The sequence below is a fragment of the Streptomyces sp. NPDC045846 genome, assembly GCF_056431605.1.
The window spans coordinates 432,264-454,753 of the sequence record NZ_JBWKKJ010000003.1; the positions used below are offsets into that span (position 1 = coordinate 432,264).

General features: G+C 72.5%; 18 protein-coding genes. 6 read left to right on the forward strand and 12 right to left on the reverse strand.

Features of this window, described 5'->3' with window-relative positions; all coding sequences use genetic code 11:
• Positions 1–131 precede the first annotated feature (131 nt).
• From efeB to AC07F3_RS11005, 4 genes are all read right to left on the reverse strand, one after another.
• Positions 132–1,364, reverse strand: a complete 1,233-nt coding sequence (gene efeB / locus AC07F3_RS10990; RefSeq protein WP_479112628.1) for an iron uptake transporter deferrochelatase/peroxidase subunit — start codon at positions 1,362–1,364, stop codon at positions 132–134.
• A complete protein-coding gene (locus AC07F3_RS10995; RefSeq protein WP_479112630.1) occupies positions 1,361–2,626 on the reverse strand; it encodes an imelysin family protein in 1,266 nt (421 codons plus the stop codon). The genes efeB and AC07F3_RS10995 overlap by 4 nt, the downstream gene beginning before the upstream one ends.
• A gap of 152 nt (positions 2,627–2,778) precedes the next feature.
• Positions 2,779–3,711, reverse strand: coding sequence for an NADP-dependent oxidoreductase (locus AC07F3_RS11000; protein ID WP_479113089.1), 933 nt, complete (start codon positions 3,709–3,711; stop codon positions 2,779–2,781).
• A gap of 204 nt (positions 3,712–3,915) precedes the next feature.
• Complete coding sequence (locus AC07F3_RS11005) at positions 3,916–7,071, reverse strand: cytochrome P450 (RefSeq protein WP_479112632.1); 3,156 nt, start codon at positions 7,069–7,071, stop codon at positions 3,916–3,918.
• 118 nt (positions 7,072–7,189) lie between these two features.
• Between AC07F3_RS11005 and AC07F3_RS11010 the strand changes: the two genes are divergently transcribed.
• Positions 7,190–7,852 (forward strand): PAS domain-containing protein, encoded by a 663-nt coding sequence (locus AC07F3_RS11010; RefSeq protein WP_479112634.1) that lies wholly within the window; start codon positions 7,190–7,192, stop codon positions 7,850–7,852.
• Between the two features lie 9 nt (positions 7,853–7,861).
• On the opposite strand, the gene AC07F3_RS11015 is transcribed toward AC07F3_RS11010, so the two are convergent.
• Both AC07F3_RS11015 and AC07F3_RS11020 read right to left on the reverse strand, forming a co-directional pair.
• Positions 7,862–8,524, reverse strand: coding sequence for an ATP-grasp domain-containing protein (locus AC07F3_RS11015; RefSeq protein WP_479112636.1), 663 nt, complete (start codon positions 8,522–8,524; stop codon positions 7,862–7,864).
• Entirely contained in the window at positions 8,512–8,736 is a 225-nt protein-coding gene (locus AC07F3_RS11020) for a hypothetical protein (protein WP_479112638.1), read from the reverse strand. The genes AC07F3_RS11015 and AC07F3_RS11020 overlap by 13 nt, the downstream gene beginning before the upstream one ends.
• A 195-nt stretch (positions 8,737–8,931) precedes the next feature.
• Between AC07F3_RS11020 and AC07F3_RS11025 the strand changes: the two genes are divergently transcribed.
• The 3 genes from AC07F3_RS11025 to AC07F3_RS11035 all read left to right on the forward strand — a co-directional run bounded on the left by AC07F3_RS11025 (position 8,932) and on the right by AC07F3_RS11035 (position 15,011).
• Positions 8,932–11,037 carry a glycoside hydrolase gene (locus AC07F3_RS11025; protein ID WP_479112640.1) on the forward strand — a complete coding sequence of 702 codons (2,106 nt, stop codon included), beginning with the start codon at positions 8,932–8,934 and terminating at the stop codon, positions 11,035–11,037.
• Between the two features lie 202 nt (positions 11,038–11,239).
• Positions 11,240–13,321 (forward strand): beta-galactosidase trimerization domain-containing protein, encoded by a 2,082-nt coding sequence (locus tag AC07F3_RS11030; RefSeq protein WP_479112642.1) that lies wholly within the window; start codon positions 11,240–11,242, stop codon positions 13,319–13,321.
• A gap of 100 nt (positions 13,322–13,421) precedes the next feature.
• Positions 13,422–15,011, forward strand: coding sequence for a molybdopterin-dependent oxidoreductase (locus AC07F3_RS11035; RefSeq protein ID WP_479112644.1), 1,590 nt, complete (start codon positions 13,422–13,424; stop codon positions 15,009–15,011).
• Positions 15,012–15,029: 18 nt separating this feature from the next.
• Here the strand turns inward: AC07F3_RS11035 and AC07F3_RS11040 are convergent, their stop codons facing one another.
• The 4 genes from AC07F3_RS11040 to AC07F3_RS11055 all read right to left on the reverse strand — a co-directional run bounded on the left by AC07F3_RS11040 (position 15,030) and on the right by AC07F3_RS11055 (position 19,014).
• Positions 15,030–16,631: an adenosine deaminase family protein gene (locus AC07F3_RS11040; protein WP_479112646.1), complete on the reverse strand. Its 1,602-nt coding sequence runs from the start codon at positions 16,629–16,631 to the stop codon at positions 15,030–15,032.
• Between the two features lie 122 nt (positions 16,632–16,753).
• Positions 16,754–17,332, reverse strand: coding sequence for a ScbR family autoregulator-binding transcription factor (locus AC07F3_RS11045; RefSeq protein WP_479112648.1), 579 nt, complete (start codon positions 17,330–17,332; stop codon positions 16,754–16,756).
• 66 nt (positions 17,333–17,398) lie between these two features.
• Positions 17,399–18,058: a response regulator gene (locus AC07F3_RS11050; protein WP_479112650.1), complete on the reverse strand. Its 660-nt coding sequence runs from the start codon at positions 18,056–18,058 to the stop codon at positions 17,399–17,401.
• Positions 18,055–19,014 (reverse strand): HAMP domain-containing sensor histidine kinase, encoded by a 960-nt coding sequence (locus AC07F3_RS11055; RefSeq protein ID WP_479112652.1) that lies wholly within the window; start codon positions 19,012–19,014, stop codon positions 18,055–18,057. The genes AC07F3_RS11050 and AC07F3_RS11055 overlap by 4 nt, the downstream gene beginning before the upstream one ends.
• Positions 19,015–19,456: 442 nt before the next feature.
• On the opposite strand from AC07F3_RS11055, the gene AC07F3_RS11060 reads away from it, so the two are divergent.
• Both AC07F3_RS11060 and AC07F3_RS11065 read left to right on the forward strand, forming a co-directional pair.
• Positions 19,457–20,284 (forward strand): ETX/MTX2 family pore-forming toxin, encoded by an 828-nt coding sequence (locus tag AC07F3_RS11060; RefSeq protein ID WP_479112654.1) that lies wholly within the window; start codon positions 19,457–19,459, stop codon positions 20,282–20,284.
• Positions 20,285–20,386: 102 nt separating this feature from the next.
• Positions 20,387–21,097 (forward strand): HAD family hydrolase, encoded by a 711-nt coding sequence (locus AC07F3_RS11065; RefSeq protein ID WP_479112656.1) that lies wholly within the window; start codon positions 20,387–20,389, stop codon positions 21,095–21,097.
• A gap of 48 nt (positions 21,098–21,145) precedes the next feature.
• Here the strand turns inward: AC07F3_RS11065 and AC07F3_RS11070 are convergent, their stop codons facing one another.
• Together AC07F3_RS11070 and AC07F3_RS11075 are read right to left on the reverse strand one after the other, a co-directional pair.
• The gene (locus AC07F3_RS11070) at positions 21,146–21,595 is read right to left on the reverse strand and encodes a nucleoside deaminase (RefSeq protein ID WP_479112658.1); all 450 of its coding nucleotides are present in this window, start codon (positions 21,593–21,595) and stop codon (positions 21,146–21,148) included.
• A 40-nt stretch (positions 21,596–21,635) separates the two neighbouring features.
• Positions 21,636–22,217: a dihydrofolate reductase family protein gene (locus AC07F3_RS11075; protein ID WP_479112660.1), complete on the reverse strand. Its 582-nt coding sequence runs from the start codon at positions 22,215–22,217 to the stop codon at positions 21,636–21,638.
• Between the last annotated feature and the right edge of the window lie 273 nt (positions 22,218–22,490).

The following is a 22,490-nucleotide window of genomic DNA, read 5'->3' on the forward strand; positions in this document are numbered from 1 at the left end:
GATGTCGTTGACGAGACGCGATGTTTCGCGCGGACCACTACACCGCGACGGCGACACCGTGTCCTCCTGGTGAACAGCCAGTCAGGAATATCAGGCCAAAACTTGACCCTCTGTTGGTGAAGCGTGGCCGGTCAGGCGAGCAGGGACCGCCCGAACCAGTCCGTCCGGTCCCGCACTCCCGGCAGCGCGAAGAAGTAACCGCCGCCGAACGGCTTGACGTAGTCCACCAGCGGCTCGCCCTTCAGCCGTTTCTGCACGGTCTCGAACTGGCGGGCCAGATCCTGCTGGTAGCAGCAGAACACGAGCCCCATGTCGAGGTCGCCATTGGCGTCCATGCCCCGGTCGTAGTTGTAGCCGCGGCGCAGAATCCGCTGGCTCTCACTCGGCTGTCCCGAGCGCGGGTTGGCCAGGCGGATGTGACTGTTCAACGGGATCACGTCGCCCTTGGGATCCTCCGCGTACCTGGGGACGTCGGACTCGGCGGAGCCGTCCAGCGGCGCGCCGGTGTCCCGGCTGCGCCCGAACATCCGCTCCTGCTCCCCGATCGAGACCCGGTCCCAGAACTCCACCAGCATGCGGATCAGCCGCACGACCTGGTAACTGCCGCCGACCGCCCACACGGGCTCGCCGCCGCCGGGGCCCACCCACACCAGCCGGTCCATCGCGGCCGCGTCCTGGGTGTCCGGGTTGGCGGTGCCGTCCTTGAAACCCATGTGGTTGCGGGGGGTCCCGCTCGGTCTCGGCGGGCTCGTGAAGCCGTCCATGCGCCAGCGCACCTGCATCGCCCCGCGGGTGTGCCGGGCGATGTCGCGCAGGGCGTGCAGGACCACGTCCGGGCTGTCGGCGCACAGCTGCACGCTCAGGTCGCCGTGGCACCAGGCCGGGTCGAGGTCGTCGTCCGGGAAGGCGGGCATCGTGCCGAGCCGGGCCGGTTTGCGGCCCTTCAGCCCGAACCGGTCGTCGAAGAGGGAGGCCCCCACCCCCGTCGTGACCGTCACCCCGCCCGTGGGCACCTGGGGGCCGAGCACCCCGGAGTCGCTGGGCGGCGCGGTGATGCCGACCGGAGCGGGCGAGCCGCCGGTGGCGAGGAAGCGGGCCCGCTCCGTGAGCGTCCGCAGCAGTTCCGTGAGCTCCCTGCGGTCCGCGGCCGTCACGTCGAAGGACACGAACGCCGTGGCCCGCCGCGGGGGTTGGAGGATCGCGGCCTGGTGCGCCCCGTGGAAGTCCACGGGCGCGGCGGTCGCGCGCGTGTCGTCGGCCCGGGCCGGGCGCGGGACCCCGCCGGACAGGGCGGCTCCGGTGACCGCGGTCCCGACCCCCGCGGCCGCGCCCCGCAGGAATCCCCGCCGTCGTACCTCACTCATGCCGTCCTCCGCGCGTCGCAGATCGTCGCCACCGGGGCCAGGAGCTCCACGGCCTGGCCGACGTCGCTGTTGATCCGTTGCCGGTCCTGGTGACCGAGCCGGTCCAGCGGCGTCCAGTGCCCGCCCGCGCCGAAGCCGTCCAGGGTGTGTTGGGTGCGGTCCAGCCACGCGTCGAGGCGCGGCAGGTCCGGGTAGCGGGTGGTGAGCAGCGGACGCAGCAGGGTGAGCAGCTCGCGGGTGCCATCGAGGTTGGCGCGGGCGGTGGCCAGGCTGGTGCCACTGCCGTAGTCGGTGCGCCCGGTGAGCTCCGACTGGGCGGTGGCCTCCAGGATCTCGTGGGCCCGCAGCCCCAGTTGGGCCGGGTCGAGGCGCTGCTGCGGCCAGCTGTCGCGCAGCGCGTGCACGGCTTGCGCGAGCCGGTCGGCGGGGCCGCGCAGCGAGGCGGCCGACTCGCCGTGCCACAGGCCGTACTCGACGCGGTGGAAGCCCTCGAAGCCCTGGGCCGACGCGGCCGCGGACGGGGCGGGGCCCGAGCCGTTGATGGCTCCGTCCGCCTCGCCGAACTGGTCGTAGGCGGCGCCCATGCGCTCGTAGACGAGGTGCGCGGGCAGCCACGCGTCCCGCGCCGCCGCGAGGTCGCCGTCGTCGACGGCGCGCTTCAACTCATCGGCGCGGTCGGAGAGTTCGACGGTTCTGGCCGCGATCCACTGCTGGTAGGCGAGCGCCACGGGAATGAGGTCGTGCTGGGTGACCGGCACCGCGGCCGGTCCCCCGCCTCCCGGGGCGCCCGCGATCGTCACGGTGGGGCCCGTGATCGCGTCGGCGTCGTCCGGCAGGCACTTGAAGGCGTAGGAGCCGCCGCCCAGGACCACGCGCAGCTCGCGGGTCGTGCCGGGGGCCAGCCCTTCGACCTCCCCGTAGACGGCGCCGGTCGACGGATCGGTGAGATCGACTTCGGCCGGTGTCGAGGACGTGTTGCGCAGCGCGAACACCTGGGGCCCCGGTGTCGCGCCGCTCCAGCCGGTGCCGCACGCGCCCTGCGCCACCTCGACGACGGTCGGCCCCTTCGCCGCCGGGCGCTTCGCGCCGGCCGACCCGCCCGTGGGGCCGAGGGCGTACGTCGCCGTGCCCGCCGTGACAGCGGCCACGGCGACGATCGCGGCGGTGCGGCGGCCGCTGGGCCACCTCTTGCGTGCCGGTATGCCGGGCCCCTCGTCGGGTTCGGCCGGTTCGTGACCCGAGCCCGGTTCGGGGTCGCTCATCACGGCACTCCGTTCGTGTCAGCAGCGAGGGGACGACGCCGCTCATGCTAGGCAACCGGCCGGGCCCGAACGCTCATCCGGGTGGCCGCACCCCCAGATTTACCCCCGAGTTCACCGACCCGACACCGGCCTTGCGCCCCGAACGGCGCGCATTACGCCCCGTCCTCACCGACCCGGATCACGATCTTGCCGTGGGCGTGGCCCGTCTGGCTGAGTTCGAACGCGTCGGCCAGCCGTTCCAGGGGGAACGTCTCGGCCACCGGCACCTTGAGCTGCCCCGCGTCCGCGAGCCCGGCCAGGGTCTCCAGACCGGGGCCGTCGGGGCGTACCCACATCCACTGGCCGCCCGCCTCCATGACGGACGGGTCGGCGATCGAGGCGTGTCGGCCCCCCTCGCGCAGGACGGCCCGGGTGGTGTCGAGCACGCCGCCCACGTAGTCGACGACGACGTCCACACCGTCCGGGGCCAGGGCCCGGATGCGTTCGGTGACCCCGTCTCCGTACGCGACGGGCTCGGCCCCCAGCTCGCGCAGCCGGTCGTGGTTGCGCTCGGAGGCCGTGCCGATGACGCGGGCCCCCAGGGCCTTCGCGATCTGTACGCCGAACGTGCCCACGCCGCCCGCCGCGCCGTGCACGAGCACCGTGTCGCCCTTGCCGGTGCCGAGCCGGGTCAGGGTCTGCTGGGCGGTGAGGCCCGCCAGGGGGACGCCCGCGGACTCCTCCCAGCTCAGGGACTTCGGCCTGCGGGCCAGGGCGCGTACCGGGACCGTCACGAACTCGGCGAAGGTGCCGCCGTGCACATAGTCCTTGCGGGCGTACGCGTAGACCTCGTCGCCCGCCTTCCACTCGGGGGTGTCGATGCCCGTGCTCTCCACGACACCGGCCACGTCCCAGCCCGGAACCACCGGGAAGACGGTGTCCATCATGCCGTCCAGACCCCCGGACATGATCTTCCAGTCGACCGGGTTGACGGCCGCGCAGCGCACCCGTACGACGACCTCGCCCGGGCCCACCTTGGGCCGTGGCTGCTCGGTCAGGCTCAGGACCGAGTTGTCGCCGTACGAGGTGTACGTCATGGCCTTCATGGTGCTCTTCTCGGTGCTTGCGGAGCTGGTGGGCATCGCGGGCTCTCTCCCGGTGTCGAGGTGGGCGGGGAGGGCCGGACGCACGGGCCGGCGAGCCCCTGCGGTCACCGGCCCTCCCGGTTACTCCGATTCTGGTGCGCCGGGCGCGGACCCGCCCCCCGGACGGGCCCGATCGCCCGGCCGGGACGCGGACCCCGGCGCGGCTCAGCCCGCGTAGACGTCCTCCACGTACCGGCCCTCGGCGGTCAGCCGGTTCAGCCACTCCTCGGCCTCGGCTGCCGGGGCGCCGGTGCGCCGGGCGTACAGCTCGCGGAAGGCCGCGCGCACCCCCGGCGCCATGCGGCTGCCGTCTCCGCACACATACACGCGCGCGCCCGACTCCAGGAGCGGCCAGAGTTCGTCCGCGTCGGCGGCGATACGGTGCTGAACGAAGCGGCCCCCGCCGTCGGCGGGTGCGCTGAAGGCCGGGCGCAGGGACAGGACTCCGGCGCGTTCGGCGGCGTGCAGTTCGTCGGCGTGCAGGAAGTCGGCCTCCGGGGCGTCGCAGCCGAAGTAGAGGATGGCCGGGGCGGGGTGAGCAAGCGTCAGGCGGTCGGCGACGGCGCCCCGGAAGGGGGCGAGGCCCGTCCCGGCGGCGATCATGATGACCGGTTCCGGTGCCCCGGGTGCGATACGGAAGGCCTCGCGGCAGGGCTGGACGCGGGCGAGGACGGTGTCGCCGGGCCGCAGGGCGTGCAGATGGCCGGATCCGGTGCCGCCCGGGTTGAGCGAGACCATCAGGTCGGCGTGGCGCGGGTCGCGGGCGGGCGAGGACGACACCGAGTACGGGCGGGGCCGCAGCGGGGGCAGCAGCTCCAGGAGCGTGGGCCAGTCCAGCGCGCCCCGCAGCGCGGGGTGGTCCTCGATCAGCGCCAGCAGCGGGCGCGGATCGTCCGCCGCCAGCCGCTCCAGCGCGGCGCGCTCGGGCGGGCACTGGTTGTGCGCGGCGAGCAGCGCCGTCTGCTCACGGGTGGGGCGGCCGCCCAACTCGACGTAGTGCGTGAGGAGTTCACGCACCGACAGGGGTCGGTCGAGCGGCAGCGGCGTGGGCGTGGTGTGCGGGGCGCGGATGCTCAGGACGGTGTCGAGTTCCACACCGAGGGCCGCCGCCGCCCGTGCGACGACCGCCGGGGCGTTCACGGGCAGCACGGTGAGGTGGTCGGCGGTGCGGTAGGTGACGCCCTCGGGCAGGGCCACCCGCACGAAGCGCTTGGGCCGGGGGTGGCCCGGCGAGGTGAGGTCGCGGGCCTCGGTGACGGTCATCTCCACCAGGCCGTGGCGCGCGGCGAGGGCCTGGCGCGGCCCGCCGGTCACCTCCGTGACCGTGTAGGCCGCCTCGGTGGGTGGCTCGGCGGCGCCGACGCTCTCCGGGTCTCCGTACCGTTCGAGGAGCACCACCCGCAGGGCGGCCGCGAACTCCCTGACCGTGCCGGTCAGTTCACCCGACGCGTCGGCTTCGGCGCGGGGCAGCAGGCGCTCGCCGCCGACGGCCGCGAGGCGCTCGTCGAGGAGGGTGGGCACGCGCTGGTAGGTCGCGGCCCAGTTGCGGTCGCCCACGCCGAGCACCGCGTACGGCACGCCGTCGGCGGCGTCCGGCTCCGCGCTTTCGATCCAGCGGATGAACCGGGCCGCGTCGTCGGTGGGCTGGCCGTTGTAGGACGCGGCCACGATGACGACCGGGCGGTCCGTGGGCAGCGCCTCCGTGTACGCGTCGAGCGGGGCGACGTCGGCGGCGAGGCCGAGCCCGGCGGCCTCGGCGGCCAGCCGCTCGGCGAACTCGCGGCAGGTGCCGTAGTTGGTGCCGTGCAGGAGCAGCAGCCCGGTGCCCTGGCGCACCCGCGAGGGCAGTCCGGGTGCGGACGCGGCGGCCTCGGCGGTCGTGCGCGGGACCTGGCCGGGGTGGGCGGCCCGGTTCAGGGACCGGTCGGCGGGGGTGCGCGGAATCAGGGAGAGGGTGAAGCCCTCGGGCTTGAGGGTGAGGGTCTCCTTGACGCGCAGCCGGTAGTCCGCCGAGTCCACGAAGCGGTAGCGGTGCGCGAGCAGTGCGAGCAGCATGGTCGCCTCGTGCAGCGCGAACTGCCGCCCGATGCAGGCCCGCTCGCCCGTGCCGAAGGGCTTGTAGGCGTGCGGTGAGCGGGCCGCCTCCGCCTCGGGCGTGAACCGGGCCGGGTCGAACAGCTCCGGGTTGTCGCCCCAGGCCGGGTCGCGGTGCAGCATCGGCGTGAGCACCGTGACCAGCTCGCCGGCGCGCAGCCGGACCCGGCCGCCGAGCACGGTGTCCTCGCGGGCCTGGCGGGTGAAGGCGGCCGCCGTGGGCCACAGCCGCAGCGCCTCGCTCAACACCTGGCGGGTGAAGCGCAGCTTCCCGATGTCCTCGAAGGTGGGGTCGGGGTCGGTGGTGTCGCCCCACAGCTCGTCGGCCTCGCGCTGGACCAGGCGCAGCGCGGTGGGGTCCTTGAGCAGGTGGTAGAGCGCGAAGGACAGCGTGCCCGAGGTGGTCTCGTGCCCGGCGATGAGGAAGGTGATGACCTGGTTGCGGATGTTGGCCGCGTCCAGGGTGGTGCCGTCCCCGGGGTGCTCGGCGCCCAGCATCAGGCCGAGCAGGTCGTCGACGGAGGTGTCGCCGCCGCGGGTGCGGGCCGCGATGACCTCGTCGACGACCGAGGCGAGGTAGGCCGCGTCCCGCTCGAACGCGCGGTCCAGCTCGCTGTGGTCGCCGTCCGGGGTGCGGCCGAGCCGCTGCATGCTCCACTCCAGGCAGCGCACCATCGCCTCGACGAACGGGTGCGCGGTGGCGCGTCCGAAGGAGTCGAAGTCGAAGCCGAACCCGGCCAGACCGATGGTGTCCAGGGTCATCCGCGTCATGTCGTCGGCGACGTCCACGAGCTCGCCCAGCGCCGCCCGGCGGTCCCAGCTGTCCATGACGCGGCGCGCGACGCGCAGCATGGCGGGGTGGTAGGTCCGCATCGAGCCGAGCGCGAAGGCGGGCATGAGGATGTCGTGCGCCTTGGCCCAGTTCGGTTCGTCGTTGTACGCCGTGAACAGCCCGTCGCCCGCGAACTCGCGCACGTGGTCGAGGACCTTCGAGATGCCCTTGGAGAAGCGGGTCTCGTCGGCGAGCTCGGTGACCAGGTCGAGCGAGCTCACGAAGAGGTGCTGGTGCTCGTTGAGGCGGCGCCGGAACACCGGCCCGTGCACCCGGGCCAGCTCCATGGACTGCTGGATGGGCGTCTCGGTGAGACCGCCGGCCGAGATGTCCACCAGGGGGACGGTCTCGTCGTCGGGGCGTGCGTCTGCGGGGATCAGGATCGTGTCCGTCATGCGTCAAGACTCACCCGCCCGGTGTGCCCCGCCGCCGCGGGCGACTGCATGATTGTGCAGTGGTTTCTCGCGTACCGCTCTTGCGGACGGGCCAGGAAAAGGGGCGGTGACCCGCGGCATGAGCGACGAGCAGGCGGTGGAGGAGGACATCGGCGCGTGGCGCAACCACTTCCTGACCCTCCTCGACCGCATCCCCGTGCCGATCGCCGTCTGCCGCATCGACGGCGAGGTGCACGTCGCCAATCCCGCGATGGCCGCCGAGTGGGGCACCACGCCCGGGCGTCTGCGCGGCCGTTCGCTGCGCGAGCTGTTCACCCCGCGCTCCGAGGAGCAGCTCGATCGCCTGGTCGAAGCGCTGCGCGCGGGGCGCACCTCCCGCTATCCCATCGGGGTGACCTGGCGGGCCGGCCAGGACGGAGCCGAGCGCGAGGGCGAGTTCACCATCGACCCGATCATGGCCTTCCCCAACCCCGAGCCCGTCCTGCTCGCCATGCTGTACGTCCGCGACGAACGCCCCGGACCACCGCCGGCTCCGCGTGGCGCGGTGAGCGAGGCGCAGGCCCGCATCCTCGCGCTGGCCGCGTCCGGCGCGACCACGGCGGCCATCGGCAAGGCCCTGGGGCTGACCGTCGACGGCGTCAACTACCACCTGACCCGGCTCTCCCAGCGCTGGCGCGTCCAAGGGCGGACGGCACTGGTGGCCAAGGCGTACGCGCTGGGGGTGCTCGCCCCCGGCCACTGGCCGCCGGTGCCGGCCGAGGGGCTCTCGGAGCCCTCCTGATCGCTTGGGTCAGCGTGCGGTGTTCAGCTCCGCCGCCACCGCCGCCACGAGGTGCTTCAGACCACGCGGATTGGTGCCGAGGAACAGGTTGGGCTCGATGAGCTCCAGCTCCATCACCACCGGTTTCCGGTCGTCGTCCAGAGCCAGGTCGACCCGCGCGAACAGCGGAGCGGACGCCGAGGGAAGGGCCGCCAACGCGGCCGACGCGGTGCGCAGTTCGGCGTCGGTCGGCAGATGAGGCGCGAGACCGGGGTGCGGGTTCCTGGAGTTGTCCATGACCCCGGGCTCGGTCAGCACAGGCCCCTTGCGCAGGGCGTAGCTGAAGGCGCCCCGTATGTGGACCAGCGCGCGTTCGCCCTCGGCCACCCGGGGCAGATACGGCTGTACCAGCACGGCGCGGCCTTGGGCGTGCAGCATCCGCACATGGCGTACGGCCTTTGCGCTCTGGCCCGGCTCGTAGCGCGCGGTGTCGCGGGCGCCCGCCGAGACGCTGGGCTTGACCACCACGCCCCCGGGCCGTGTGAAGTCGCCCTCAGCGCACGGCTCTTGGGGGTCGAGGACCCGCGTGGGCACGACCGGGACGCCGCGGGCGGCGAGTTCCAGCAGATAGCGCTTGTCGCTGTTCCAGCGCACCAGCGGGGCCGGATTGAGGAGCCTGGTCAGGTGGGCCACGCGGTCCGCCCAGGCGAGGAACTCCTCAAGGCGCTCCGAGTGGACCGTATGACCGCCAGGTCGAAGCCCTCCCATGCCACGGACTTCGCGTCCCAGGGCACCGCTTCGGCCGCCAGCCCCTCGGCGGACAGCCCGGCCATGATGAGCGGGAGGTCGCTGTCGTGCTCCAGACCGGCACCACTCGTCACGACCGCGATCCTGCTGGTCCCCATGCACCCCTCCGGTGTCAGAGTCGGGCGCACCCGCACGCCGTCGGCGCGGGCTTCCCCGCGGGCACCCTCGCACACCGGCGTGCGGGGCGGCGCCCCCTTTTCCGACCCGCGCACCGGGGCAAGGGGACGCCGGTGCCTCTGCCCGGAGGGGCCTTCTCTTAGAGTCCTCTTACAACTCTTCACTATCACTGCGCCATGGACATCAGCACGGGGAAGTCATCCATCGCGCGCCCGGCCCGCCGAACCGGCCGACGCACCCTTCTCGTTCTCGCCGTCGCCACCGCCCTGGCGGCCGGTCTCACCCCGGCCGCCACCGCCGGGCCCGCGCCGTCCGCGGGAGCACGCCTCCACGACGGCCGCGTGGAGCTGCCCGTCGGGGGCGGCACGGCCACGATCGATCCCGCGACGCTGCGCGTCGACGCCCGTACCGACGACGGGCGGACCCTGCGCATGTCGGACCCGGCGGCCGACGCCCCCGGCAGGCCGGGGCATGTGACCGTCTCGGGCCAGGGCGCCCGGTGGTCCTACCCCGGCCGGGGCCTGAACGCCGAAGCACACACCGAGCACGGCAGGCTGCTCGTCACCATCACCGCCGACCGGGACACCGGCCTGGCCTGGCCGGTCACGGGCGCCGACCCGGCCGCCTCGGCCCTCCAACTCCCGCGCGGCGAGGGCCTGTCCCTGCCGGTCGCCGACCCCTTCTGGAACTCCTCGCGCGCCCAGCTCGTGGGCTCCGAGGAGGACATGGCCTCCCAACTCACCCTGCCGGCCTGGGGCTACACGCTCGGCGGCGGGCACGGCGTCAGCTATCTCACCCCCACCGACATCGCCACCTCACTCGCGTACGCCTCCGAGGGCGGACGCCTGCGCACGACGGCACGGCACACCTTCTCGGCCGCCAACGCGACCCGTGCGTACACCGTCGTCTTCGCACTCACCGACGGATCTCCCGTGGCGCCCGCCGTCGACTACCGGCACTGGCTCGCCGAACACGGCCGACTCGGCAGCCTCAGCGACAAGATCCGCGAGAACCCGGAGACGGGACGGCTGCTCGGCGCGTTCCACGCCTACGCCTGGGGCGGCGCCCGCCGTGCGGCGGGCATCGCCCGGCTCACGTCGCTCGGCGTGAGCCGGCTGTGGCTCGGCTACGACGCGGACGACGCGCCCATGACGGCGGCGGACGTCGCCGCCGCCCAGCGGGCCGGATATCTGGTGGGGCCCTACGACTCCTTCGCCAACGGGCGCGCCGAGGGCCCGGACACTCCCCCGAACTCGCTCTGGCCCGATGGCGTCTACCCGGCGTTCTGTGTGCGGCGGGCCGACGGCACGCCCCAGCCCGGTTTCCACAAGCAGGGCTGCTACCTCAGCTCGCAGGCCTTCGAGCAGGCCGAGCCGCAGCGGCACTACCTCGCCGACCGCACCCGCTCGCTGGTCGGCAACGGCGCGGCGAGCTACTTCCTGGACGTGGACGCGGCAGGCGAGCTCTTCCGCGACCACGACACCGCGCACCCGATGACGATGGCCCAGGACCGCGCCAACCGCCTGGCCCGGATGCGACGGATCACCGACGGGACGTACGACACCGCACGGCGTGCGCCGCTCGTGCTCGGTTCTGAGGCCGCCGGTTCCTGGGCCAACCAGGTCCTCGCCTTCGACCACGGCTCCGGCACCCCGGTCGACGGCCGCCTGTGGCCGATGGAGACCGGCCACTTCGACACCACGCCGGACCAGCCCAAGGACGACCCGGCCTGGGGCGGCTACACCCCGGCCGGGGCTCCTGACACCTTCTTCAAGCCGGTGCGGGTGGGCGACTTCAAGCCGGAGCACCGGGCCGCGGTGGCCGACGCCCTCCGGGCGATGTACGACCCGGCCTACCGCGTGCCGCTGTACGAGACGGCGCTGCACGGTTCGCTGGTCAACGTGGAGCGCTGGGAGCTGCCCTTCGGCAAGCTTCCCGAGCAGAAGACGACGCGGGCGCTCCTCGCGATGCTCTACAACACCCCGCTGAACTTCGTCCTGAGCGACAAGGACGGGCGCGACGACCAGAACCTGCGCGAACTGGCAGCGCTCCAGCGGTACTTCGCACCGCTCCACCAGGCGGCGGGGACACAGGAGTTGACCTCCTTCGCCTGGCTGACGGCCGACCGCACCGTACAGCGGACCGTCTTCGGCGACGGCACGCTCACCGTGACGGCCAACTTCGGCACCGCCGCCCACGACGGGCTCCCCGGCGGGTGCGTCGACGCGACCCTCAAGGGCGGTGCGCCGCGACGGCTGTGCCCGGCGAAGGTCGTGTCCTAGCGCACCGGCACCGGTACCCCTCGCCCCGCCGCGCTGGCCGAAAGGGCCCTCTGGCCGACTCCTCCCGGCGGCGACAGGATGCCTCGCCCGAGCCGGAACCGTACCCGGCGGGGCCGAGGGGAGAGACGCGGACATGGAATCGAGACGAAGACTGAGCCGCCGCAGCGTGTTACGGACGGGGCTCGGCGCCGGGGGGTTCGCGGTGACGGCGAACCTGCTGCCCTTCCTGCCCGGCGGCGGGCCCCGCCCGGCCTGGGCCGAGGCGCCGGAAGCCGGACACGCGGCCACGGTCGCCTTCCCCGACTGGGCCCGCTACGCGCGGCTCGCCGACGGCACCTTCAACGACGACGCCGATCCCGAGCGCGACATGAAGCCGGTCATCAGCCGGCTCAAGGCGCAGAACGTGAGCGTGATCGAGCTCGACACCGTCCTGTCGAACTGGCTGACCGACCAGCAGTTCACCGAGCACATGGGGAAGGTCAAGAGCTTCGCCGACCTGGCGCACGCGGCCGGGATGCGCGTCGTCATGTACTACCCCTCGCTCGAACTCATCAGCCCCGGCGGCGAGAAGGGGCCCTCCTTCTACAAGGACGGCAGCGGCAAGGACTGGGTGCAGCGGGGGCTCGACGGGCAGCCCAACGTGTTCTACGGAGGCCTCGTCGTCTGGGTGGACCCGGGCGACGAGAGCTGCTGGCTGAGCCCCAACTCGCCCTGGCGCGACTACTACCTGACCCGCATCCGCGCCCTAGCCGCGACCGGTGTCGACGCCGTCTGGCCGGACGTGCCGATCTACTTCGACGGCGCGCTGAGCTGGTGCGACGCCTCCACCTGGGCCGCGGCCGCCTTCCGCGCGGACACCGGCCTCGAACTGCCCCGTACGGCCGACTTCAACGACGCAGGCTTTCGCCACTACGTCGACTGGCGCCACCGCAACCTGGCCCGGTTCCAGCTGGACATCGCCGCCGCCGGCCGCTCCGTCAACCCCGACCTGGTCACCTTCGTGGAGACGGTGACCATGGACTACCAGTACGCCTGCCTCATCGGTCTGGACGGCGCGCAGCTGCGCCGGGCGGAGGGCGTCAGCCAGGTGTGGGAGGTGGACATCCTCGGCAACTACGACGGGATGCGCCACGCCACGGCGAGCGACTGGATCTGCCTGATCTCGATGTACAAGTACGCGCGGGCCGCGAGCGGAACCAAGCCCGCCTGGGCGTTCTCGTACGGCTGGAAGGCCGACGACGCCTCCTTGGTGATGGCCGAGCTGCTCGCCGCGGGCTGCAACCCCTTCGAGGTGAAGAGCCCGTTCAAGGACCAGAGCACCGACACCGCGATGCGCACCCGGATGTTCGGGTTCGTCGCGGCGCACCAGGACCGGCTGTTCGACGCGGTCTCCGGGGCGCGGGTCGCCGTGTACCACTCGTCCGCCAGCCGCGACTTCGTGAGCCCCGTCCCGGGCAGCGGCATGTACGTCAACACCACGCCGCCCGCCGACGTGACGGACTGGTGGAGCTTCGAGGCCTCCGAGGAGAGCTGCACCCAGCAGAAGTGGCTCGGCGAGTTCCGCGGCACCGTCAAGGCGCTGGTGTACGCGCACATCCCGTTCGACACCGTGCCGAGCCCCGGGCTCACCGCGGCCGACCTCGCCCCCTACCGCGTCCTGTACCTGCCCAACCTCCAGGCGGTCTCGGACGCCGAGGCCGAGGTGCTGCGCTCCTTCGTGAGCGGCGGCGGCACGGTCGTCGTCACCGGCCCGGCGCCGACCGCCCTCGACCCGCTGGGCACCGCCAGGACCGAGTACGCCCTCGCCGACGTGCTCGGCTTCCGCAGGGCCGACCCGCTGCCGGCAGCCAACCGCCATGCGTTCGGGGCGGGCACCTGCTGGTACTTCAACGACCTGCCCGGGCTGTCCTATCTGGCGCGCACGGACGGGCCGACCGCCGACCGGCTGCTCGAACCCGTCCGCAGGGCCGCGCCGCCCGCCGTCTCGCTCACCGGTGACCAGCGGATCCACCTGGAGCTGAGCCACCTCGGCAAGGACACCGTGGTCCAGCTGGTCAACTTCAGCCACTTCGGCGAAGTCCCCGCCCCGTTCGCGACCACCCCGGCGGCCTGCACCGTCTCCCTGGCGGTCCCGGCGGGCCGCCAGGTGACGGCCGCCGCGGTCAGCTCGCCGGACGGCGCCTCGCCCGCTCCGGTGCCGGTCGCCTGGAAGGTCGGCGGCGCCACGGTGAGCGTGGATCTGACGGTCGTGCAGTACGCGCTCCTCACCGTGACCATGAGCTGAGCACACCACCGGCCGGGCGCGTTCCGCCGGCCGTGTGACGGAACGGGCCGGGCCCGGAGAATGTGGACGATCCGGGACGGCCGCGGTATCGAATGCCGCTGTGACAACACATCGGAACAGGTGGAGCCGTATTCCCCTCGGGGCCCTGTGCGGTCTCCTCGCGGGCTGCGCCGCGCTGGCGGTGGCCGAGCTGGTGGCGGCCGCGGTCCGGCCGGAGGCTGGGCCGGTGACGGCGGTCGGCGGAACGGCCATCGACCGCACGCCCGCCGCCCTCAAGGAGTGGGCGATCCGCCACTTCGGGACGCACGACAAGCTCGTCCTGCAGATCGGCATCCTGGCGGTGCTGGCGGTCCTGGCCCTGGTCCTCGGCGTGGTCGCGGCGCGCTTCCGCCGGGCCGGAGCCGCCGGGATCCTGGTGTTCGGGGTCGTGGGGGCGCTGGCCGCCACGGGGCGCCCCGACTCGCACAGCGCGGTCGACGCGCTGCCGTCGGTGTGCGGGGCGCTGGCCGGCGCGGCCCTCCTGTACTGGCTCGCCGGACGGCTGCCGGGGCCGCCCGTCGGCACCGGGCCGGACCCCGCCGCCGGTACCTGGGACCGGCGCGGCTTCGTGATCGCCGCCACGGCGACGGCCGCCGCGTCCGCCGCCGCGGGGGTGCTCGGGCGCGCGCTCAACACCTCCAGCGGCCGTCAGGCGGTCGCCTCGCGCGGCAAGCTCGTCCTGCCCCGGCCGACGTCGCCCGCCACCCCCGTACCGAAGGCCGCCTTCCTCCAACTGCCGGGACTGAGCGCCCTGTTCACGCCGAACGCCGACTTCTACCGCGTCGACACGGCACTCGTGGTGCCGAAGGTGGACGCCACCACCTGGCGGCTGAGGATCCACGGCCAGGGTGTCACCTCCCCGCGCACGATCACCTTCGACGACCTCGTCCGGGGCCGGGCGGGAGAACTGATCGAGCGGGACATCACCCTGGCCTGCGTGTCCAACGAGGTCGGCGGCCCCTATGTCGGCAACGCCCGCTGGATCGGCGTACGGCTGGCCGACCTCCTGAGGGACTGCGGGGTGCGGCCGCCCTCGCGGGGCGGCCCGGCCGACCAGTTGGTGGCCCGGTCCGTGGACGGCATGACGATCGGCAGCCCGGTCGAAGCCGTCCTCGACGGCCGCGACGCTCTGCTCGCCCTCGGCATGAACGGCGTGCCCCTGCCGTTCGCCCACGGCTTTCCGGTCCGCATGGTGGTACCCGGTCTGTACGGGTACGTGTCGGCGTGCAAGTGGATCGAGGACATCGAGCTGACGACGTTCGCCGCGTACGACGCCTACTGGGTCCAGCGGTCCTGGTCTCAGCAGGCCCCGGTCAAGACTCAGTCCCGCATCGACACGCCCAAGGCGGACGCCCGGATCCGGCGGGGCACCGTCATGGTCGCCGGGGTGGCCTGGGCCCAGCACCGGGGCATCGAACGGGTCGAGGTGCGCGTCGACGACGGACCCTGGCAGCAGGCGCGCCTGGCGGACCAGGACACCGTCGACACCTGGCGCCTGTGGTCCTTCCCCTGGCAGGCCGCCACCCCCGGCGCCCACACCCTGACCGTGCGCGCCACCGACCGCACGGGAGCGCCCCAGACCGAGGAGCGCACCCCCACCGTCCCCAACGGGGCGACGGGCCTGCACGCGATCGCGGTCACCGTCACGTGAGCCCGAGGGCCCGGCGGGTCAGCGACGGGCGTACCGGTTGTCGAAGTCCCGCCAGTCGGCCTCCAGTTTCCACTGGAGCGCCGCCTTGGGGCTGTCGGCGAGGAAGGTGCGACAGGCGGCGCTCGGCGGCCGGTGGGTGGCGGGGGTGTCGTTGCGGCACGGCTCGGCGTAGGCGCCGTAACGGTCCTGTTCCTTCCACAGGTTCGCGCCCTCGACGAAGGCGTGGTCCAGGGAGGCGCGGGCCAGGGTGCGCAGCTGCGCGACGGTCAACCCCTGGTCGGTGACGGCCTGTTGGAAGACGGCGGTCAGGTCGGTGCGGCTGACGCCCGGGTCGTCGGTGGCCAGGGCCACCGGGACGCCCGCGTCGAGGTAGGTGCGCAGCGGGTGCCGGTCGCCGCTGACCCGGAGAATCTGGGCGTTGCTGATCAGGGGCGCCTCCACGAGGACATGGCGCTCGCGCATCCGCGCGACCAGCGCCCGGGGGTTCTTCTCGTGGGCGAGGTCGACGCCGTGCCCGATCCGGTCGGCTCCGGCCAGGTCGACGGCCTCGTTGATGTGGAAGGTCAGGTCGCGGCCGCCGACTCCGTTGAGGCCCTCGACGAGTTCACCGGCGTGCAGGCTGATCCGCACGTCGGGCGAGAGCGACTTGAGGAAACGGACCATCCTCATGTGCAGGGTGTAGTCGCGCAGCGCGACGGGCGCGTCCTCGGGCTGCACCATGTTCACGCCGACGAACCGGCCGAGCCGCTGGTGTACGAGTTCGAAACCGAGGATCTGCTGGGCGAAGACGTAACGCGGTTCCTGGGCGCGCAGGACCTGGTAGTCGAAGCGGACGGCGACCCGGCAGGCCTCCGGGGCGGTGCGGGTGTCGCAGCCGAGCAGCGTGCGGTAGTCGCGCACGGCGCGGTCGGTGTCGGCGGCCGCCTGCCGGACCAGCGCCCCGAACCGCGGGTCCGCCGTCAGCACGGAGTGGAACCGCGCGAAGTCGTCGGGGCCGGGGTCCTTCGGCAGGATGCGGTCGACGAGCTGGTTCAGGGCGCCCGCCTGCGGGGTGGTGAGCGTCTCCAGATAGCCGCTGTGCTCCTTCGCGGCGGCGCGGGTGACTTCGGCGAGCATGTCGGCGTCGTGGCCGCGCTCGGCCTCGTCGAACTTGCCGAACGTGTCGAAGAAGTGGTCGTGACCGGGCTGGGGATCACCGTCGGGCGGCAGGACGAACCCCTGCATCGACCAGGCCCGGACCACCTGCCGCCGGAACGGACCCGGCGCCACCGCGTCCCCTGCCGGGCGCTGTCCGACCGAGCAGGTCCGGGGCCCGGCCGTGACGACGTACGTCGTGGTGTCGATGCACTTGCCGTCGCGGGCCGCGTAGCCGATCAGTGATTCGGCGCGCACCGCGCCGGCCAGGTGGTGGTGCAGATCGGCGCCCTTGGGCAGCTCCGCCATGAAGCGGTGGAGCTCGCTCGGGGAGTGGGATATGCGCTCCAAGTACGCCTGCACCCGTGCCTGTTGGGAGCCGTCCTGGTCCGGCGTGGCCGCCGCCGCGGGCAGCACCCCCAGGGTCGCAGCCAGCGCCGTCGCACCGGCCAGCACCGCCCATCGGGCGCCGTGCCTCTCGCGCATGTGTCCGTTCCTCTCCTCGCCGGGGGCGCACCTCTACGTGCGCCGGACCCCTCCGCGCCCAAGAGTCCCAGTACTCCCCGGGACACCCGCGTGAATCGGTCATGCGGGAACGGGCCTCGGAGTCAGGGCCGCGGCGCCTTGGGCAGGATCAGGCTCCAGAAGGTGTTGAGCAGGGGCGGCGCGCCCCAGGCGGGGTCGCGGCGCGACAGCAGCTCGAAGCCCGTGGTGGCCGCGACGATCAGGTCCGCCATGTCGGTCCGCTCGACGGGCTCGTCGAGGAGGTCCTGGTGGGACGCCTCCGCGAGCTCCCGCCGCACGAAGGCCTTCCATTCGCGGCGCAGGTCGAGCCCGCTCTCGGGGACCCCCTCGCTGCTCAGCCTCAGCCCGGCGCGGGACACGACGTCGCTGCGCAACTGGTCGGCGAGGGCGAAGGAGGTGCCGGTGAGGCGCTGAAGGGCGTTCATGCCCGGCCGTTGGGCGCTTTCGGCGGCCCGGCGCAGCCGCGCGGCCGCCGCCATCTCCACACTCGTCGCCACCGCGGCCTTGCTCTCGAAGTGGAAGTGCAGGGCCCCCACGCTCACACCGGCGCCGGCGCTGATGTCCGCCAGTTTCGCCAGCGCGTATCCGTGCCGCTCGAAGGCTTCGGCCGCGGAGTGGATGAGGGCGTTGCGGGTGCGTACGGCACGTTCTTGTGTGGCCACCGGTGGCTCCTGGAGCAAGGTGCGGGGGTCGTTCAGCTGCGGATCGCGGGTCCGGCACGTCGTCGGCTACGGCTCGATGAGGTCGGCTCTGATGGCGTACCGGGTCAGTTCGAGGCGGTCGCGCAGGCCGAGCTTGTGCAGCAGGTTGGCGCGGTGGCGCTCCACGGTCTTGCTGCTGATGACGAGGAGCTCACCAATGTCCTTCGACGAGTACCCCTCGGCCACGAGTTTGAGGATCTCCTCCTCGCGCTCCGTGATCGTCCGGTCGGGGAGCGGCCGCCCCTGGCGCAGGCGCTCCAGATACTCGCGGATCAGGGTGTTCTCGGCGCCGGGGTACAGGAACGGCTCGTCGCGCATGGCGGCCCGGCAGGCCAGGACGAGGTCGCGGTCGGCCACCGTCTTGAGGACGTAGCCGCAGGCCCCGGCCTTGAGCGCCTCGAAGAAGTACTGCTCGTTGTGATACATCGTCAGGATCAGGATGCGTAGGCCGGGCTGGGACCGGGACAGTTCGCGGGCCGCCTGGAGACCGGTGCGGCGCGGCATCGCTATGTCGAGGATGGCCAGGTCCACCGGTGTGTCCCGAGCCCGGGAGACGGCTTCGGCCCCATTGTCGGCCTCGGCGACGACGGTGAGGCCGGGCTCGCTGTCGAGGATGAGCCGGATGCCGCGGCGCACCAGCGCGTGGTCGTCGGCGAGCAGGATGCGGGTCTGGTCCGGTGTCGTCATGCGGGCCTCCCTGCCAGGGTGGCGATGACGAGGCGCACTTCGGTGCCGCCGTACGGTCCCGATGCGAAGGACAGCTCCGCGCCCGTCAGCAGGGCGCGCTCGCGCATGCCGCGCATGCCGTTGCCCTCCGGAGCCTGGCCGAGGCCCTTGCCGTTGTCGCTGATCAGCAGCTCGACCCGCCCCTCGGCGCCGGGGCGCAGCCGCAGTTCGGCCTGGGTGGCGCCCGAGTGGCGGGCCAGGTTGGTGAGGGCTTCCTGGGCGATCCGGTACAGGACGAGCTCGCTCTCGGGGTCCAGCGGCGGCAGGCCCCGGTCGATGCGGTGGCGGACGGTCAGCCCCGGCAGGGTGAACTCGGCCGCCAGGGCGCGCAGAGCGCTGCCGAGGCCGAGCTCTTCGAGCAGGCCGGGCCGCAGGGCTCTGGCTATGCGCCGGATCTCGTCCAGGCTGCCACGCGTCGTCTCCTGCGCGAGTCGGAGCTCGTCACTCAGGGCGGCGGGCGCCCGGTCGGCGGCGTGTTTCAGCTGGAGCAGTACGGCGGTGAGGGTCTGCCCCACCTCGTCGTGCAACTCCCGTGCCACCCGCTGGCGTTCGGCCTCCTGGGCGCCCAGGATGCGGGCGCTGCTGGCGGCGCGCTCGGATTCGAGCCGGTCGAGCATGGAGTGGAACGTCCGGGTCAGCTCGGCGACCTCCCCCGTGCCGACCACGGCCGGGCGGGCCTCGCGGCGGGTCAGATCCGCCGTCGTCATGGCCTGCGAGAGTCGGTTGAGAGGAGCGAGCCCCAGGAACCGGACGAGGAGGGCGTTGACCACCAGCATCGCGGCGGCCCCGGAGACCACCACCTCGGCCTCACCGAGCCGCACATGTTTCGACACCGTCACATACGGCCCCAGCAACAGCGCCATCGCCACCACGACCACCGCCGCGTTCAGCAGAAAGATGCGCCAGAACAGCGACATCGCCGGTCCTCTCATTGCTCCGTGAACTGCCTGCCCTCCATGGGATGCCGGGGCACAGAGCCGCCTGCCTGAGGTGAACACGCTGGTCCCGGAAGTCTCCGCAATCGGTAGGGGTCACGTCCATACATGCTGACACCCATTTCACGGCCGGGTTCGACGCGGGGTCGGGACCAAAGCCCCTATGCGGCGGCGGGCGCCGGTGGATTGCATGGCACCCCAGGGAAGTTGGTGAAGTTGGCCAGTTTCATACCCCACCGACCGAAGGGCTTCCGTGCTGATGAGTCATGTCTCCAGACGGCGTCTGCTCACTCTGGCCCCCGCCGTGGGAGTGGCCTCGGCCATTCCCCTGTCTCTCACGGCGGCGCAGGCCGCACCCCGTCGGGCGGGCACCAGAACATCGGCCCGTCCCCTTCAGGAGATTACCGATGCCTGGGGGCAGTGGATGGCTCGCGAGCGGTTCCCCGCGTCGAACGGATGCCGCTTCACCGCCTCCACGGATTACGGGAAGCAGAGCTTTCTCGCCGACTACCACCGCCATCAGGTCGGCGCGAAGTACCAGGACATCAGGTACGACGCGAATGCCCCTTCTCCCGTTCCCGGACAGGTCAGTTCAGTGGCCACGAACTACCGCAACGGAACGGAGGTCGAGCAGACCGTCACCTATAGGCAGAGCAGGACGACCGAGCAGGATCTGCGGATATCCGTCACGGAATCCCTGAAGATCGGCGTCACCGTGGAGGTGTCGGCCGAGATTCCGGCCGTCGCCAAGGTCAGCGAGACCACGTCGATCGAGGCGAGCCTGTCCTCGACGCAGGAGTTCACGCACAAGCAGACGCAGACGTGGAGCGTCGATCTCCCGCTGCGGATACCGCCCAAGTCGCTGGTCGAGGCGACCTTGGTGGTCGGCACGCAGAAGTACGACATCGACTGGACGGCGACGGTCGGGCTGCGGGGAAACGTCGCGATCTGGTTCAACGAGAAGGTCGATCTCAACCAGGACGGGAGCCGTCACTGGCTGTGGTTCGTGCCCGTGGAGCAGGTGTTCCGGGACTGCCGACAGCACCAGATCATCGACACCCCCGGATACGAGATCGTCGCCGACGGGGTGAATGCCTTCGCGAGCGGTACGTTCAGCGGGGGTCAGGGCGTCTCACTGAATGTGAACACCGACCAGAAACCCTTGGGCGGCGGACGGAGTGCCGTCGAATCCCGCACGATTCCCATCCCGCTCGCCACGAACGGAAACCGGGTCGCGGTCCCCGGCCCCTGAGCGGCTCGGCCCAACGGGCCCGTCAACCCGCGCGGGGCGCGCACCCATATCCAGGAAACCGCTCCGTAGGGTGAGGGGAAGCACGGGAAAGGGGGCGCTCGCATGGCGCGGGTGCGCGTACTGGCGCTGGATTTCGTCGGCACCCTGGCGGGCCACGGACCGGCCCCGGACGGCCAGTTGGTCGGGGAGGTCCTGCGAAGTCTGCCGGGGGCGGTGGTGCCCGAGGACTTCCCCGCCCGGTTCGACACCGTCACGCGCCGCGCGCGCCGCACCGACGCCGCACGGGGTGTGCCCAGCACCTTCACCGCCCGGCTGCACCGCGCCGCGCGGGACTGCGGCGCGCGCATCCCCGACCTGCGGAGCGCGGTCGCGGCGGTGTTCACGGCGACGCCGGACGCGACAGTCGACCCCTTGGCCGCCGCGGCCCTGCGGGAGCTGCACGCGAGCGGCCTCACCTGCGTGCTGGCCGCCAACACGGACCGCCCGGTGCCGGTGCGCCGACGGACCCTGCGGGCCGCCGGGATCGGGGACTGCTTCGACGCGCTGGTGCTGTCCGGCACCCTGGGCGTCCGCAAGCCCGATCCTCGCTTCTACGCCGCGGTGACCCGGGCGGCGGGCCGCCCGCCCGAGGACATCCTGTTCGTGGGCGACAACCCATGGGCCGACGCCCTCGGCCCCGCGGCGTACGGCATGTCCGCGGCCCTCATCACCTCAGGGCCCCGCCCGACGGACCTGCCCGCGGCCGTCACCACGATCGGCCATCTCCACGAGCTGGCCCCCCACCTCAACGACCGGACAGGCACACCGGATTGACGGCTCGGGCAAGAGCCACGGCTGTTTGCGTCGCGGTCCCGACCATGGTCACTTCCCGATGTCCTCGTTCCACAAGGCGGGATACTCCGCGATGAATTCCCGCATGATCGAAACGCATTCCGGGTCGTCGAGCACCACGATCTCCACCCCGTGCCGGGCCAGCCATTCCTGCCCGCCGCAGAACGTCCTGTCCTCCCCCACGACCACGCGGGAGATGCCGAACTGCCGCACCAGGCCGCTGCAATACCAGCACGGCGACAGCGTGGTCACCATCGTCGTGCCCCGATAGGAACGCTGTCGTCCCGCGGCACGGAATGCCGCCGTCTCGGCGTGCAGGGACGGGTCCCCCTCCTGCACCCGCAGATTGTGTCCCCGGCCGAGCACCGTGCCGTCGGCGGCGTAGAGCGCCGCACCGATCGGAATACCGTTCTCGGCGAGGCCCGCCCGGGCTTCCTCGACGGCCGTCGCCAGCCATTGCCGGGCCAGATCCTGTTCCATGCTCCTCGTCCCTCCGCTGCGAATCGACCGGCATTACCGGTTACGCCGCGATCCTGTCCCGCGCATAGCGCAACAGGACGACTCCGTTGCCGAACGTACGGGTTTCGACGACGCGCACCTTGTGCATGCCGGTGGGCACCGCGAAGAGGCGCCTGCCCGTGCCGAGGAGGACGGGATGAATGTAGAGGTGGTATTCGTCGATCAGGTCGTGCCGCCTGAATGTGGCGGCGAGATCGGCGCTGCCGAGCGCGAGGTCCCCGCCGGGCCGCGCCTTGAGCGCCTCGATCTCGGCGACGTCGACCTCGTGCCGGACCGTCGCGTTCCATTCGGCCTTCTCCAGGGTCCGGGAGAACACGATCTTCGGCATCTCCCGCCAGATGCGGGCGAATTCGGCGACCACGGCAGGGGCCGCGGGATCCGCGTCGGCGGTCGGCCAGTACGCGGCCATGAGCTCATGGGTGACGCGCCCCTCCAGGAAAGCGCCCATGGTGGCGAGCTGTTCGTTGAAGTGCCGATGCAGCTCGTCGTCGACCAGGTGCCAGTCGATGTGCCCTTCGGGCCCCGCGAAGAAGCCGTCGAGAGAGACCGACACGGAATGGATGATCTTTCTCGTCGCAGTCACCCGAGCGACGATACGCCCGCACCGCCCGGAATTCCGCGCACCCGTCGGCCTCTTTCGGGTACGAGAGGTTCCTTCTGTCGCCGTGCCGCGCGGCCCGTTGACAGGACGCGAAATCCGCACCCGACTGCTGAGCACCACGCGGCCGCAACCCGGTTGATTTCAGCCAGAGTTCACCGGACGTGCCAGGGGCGTCGCCGCCGCGCCAGGCAGGCTCTCGGGTCTCCGAGGGCCGTTCGCGCTCCAGCGCGCTCGACTGCCGCGCGTACGGGATGG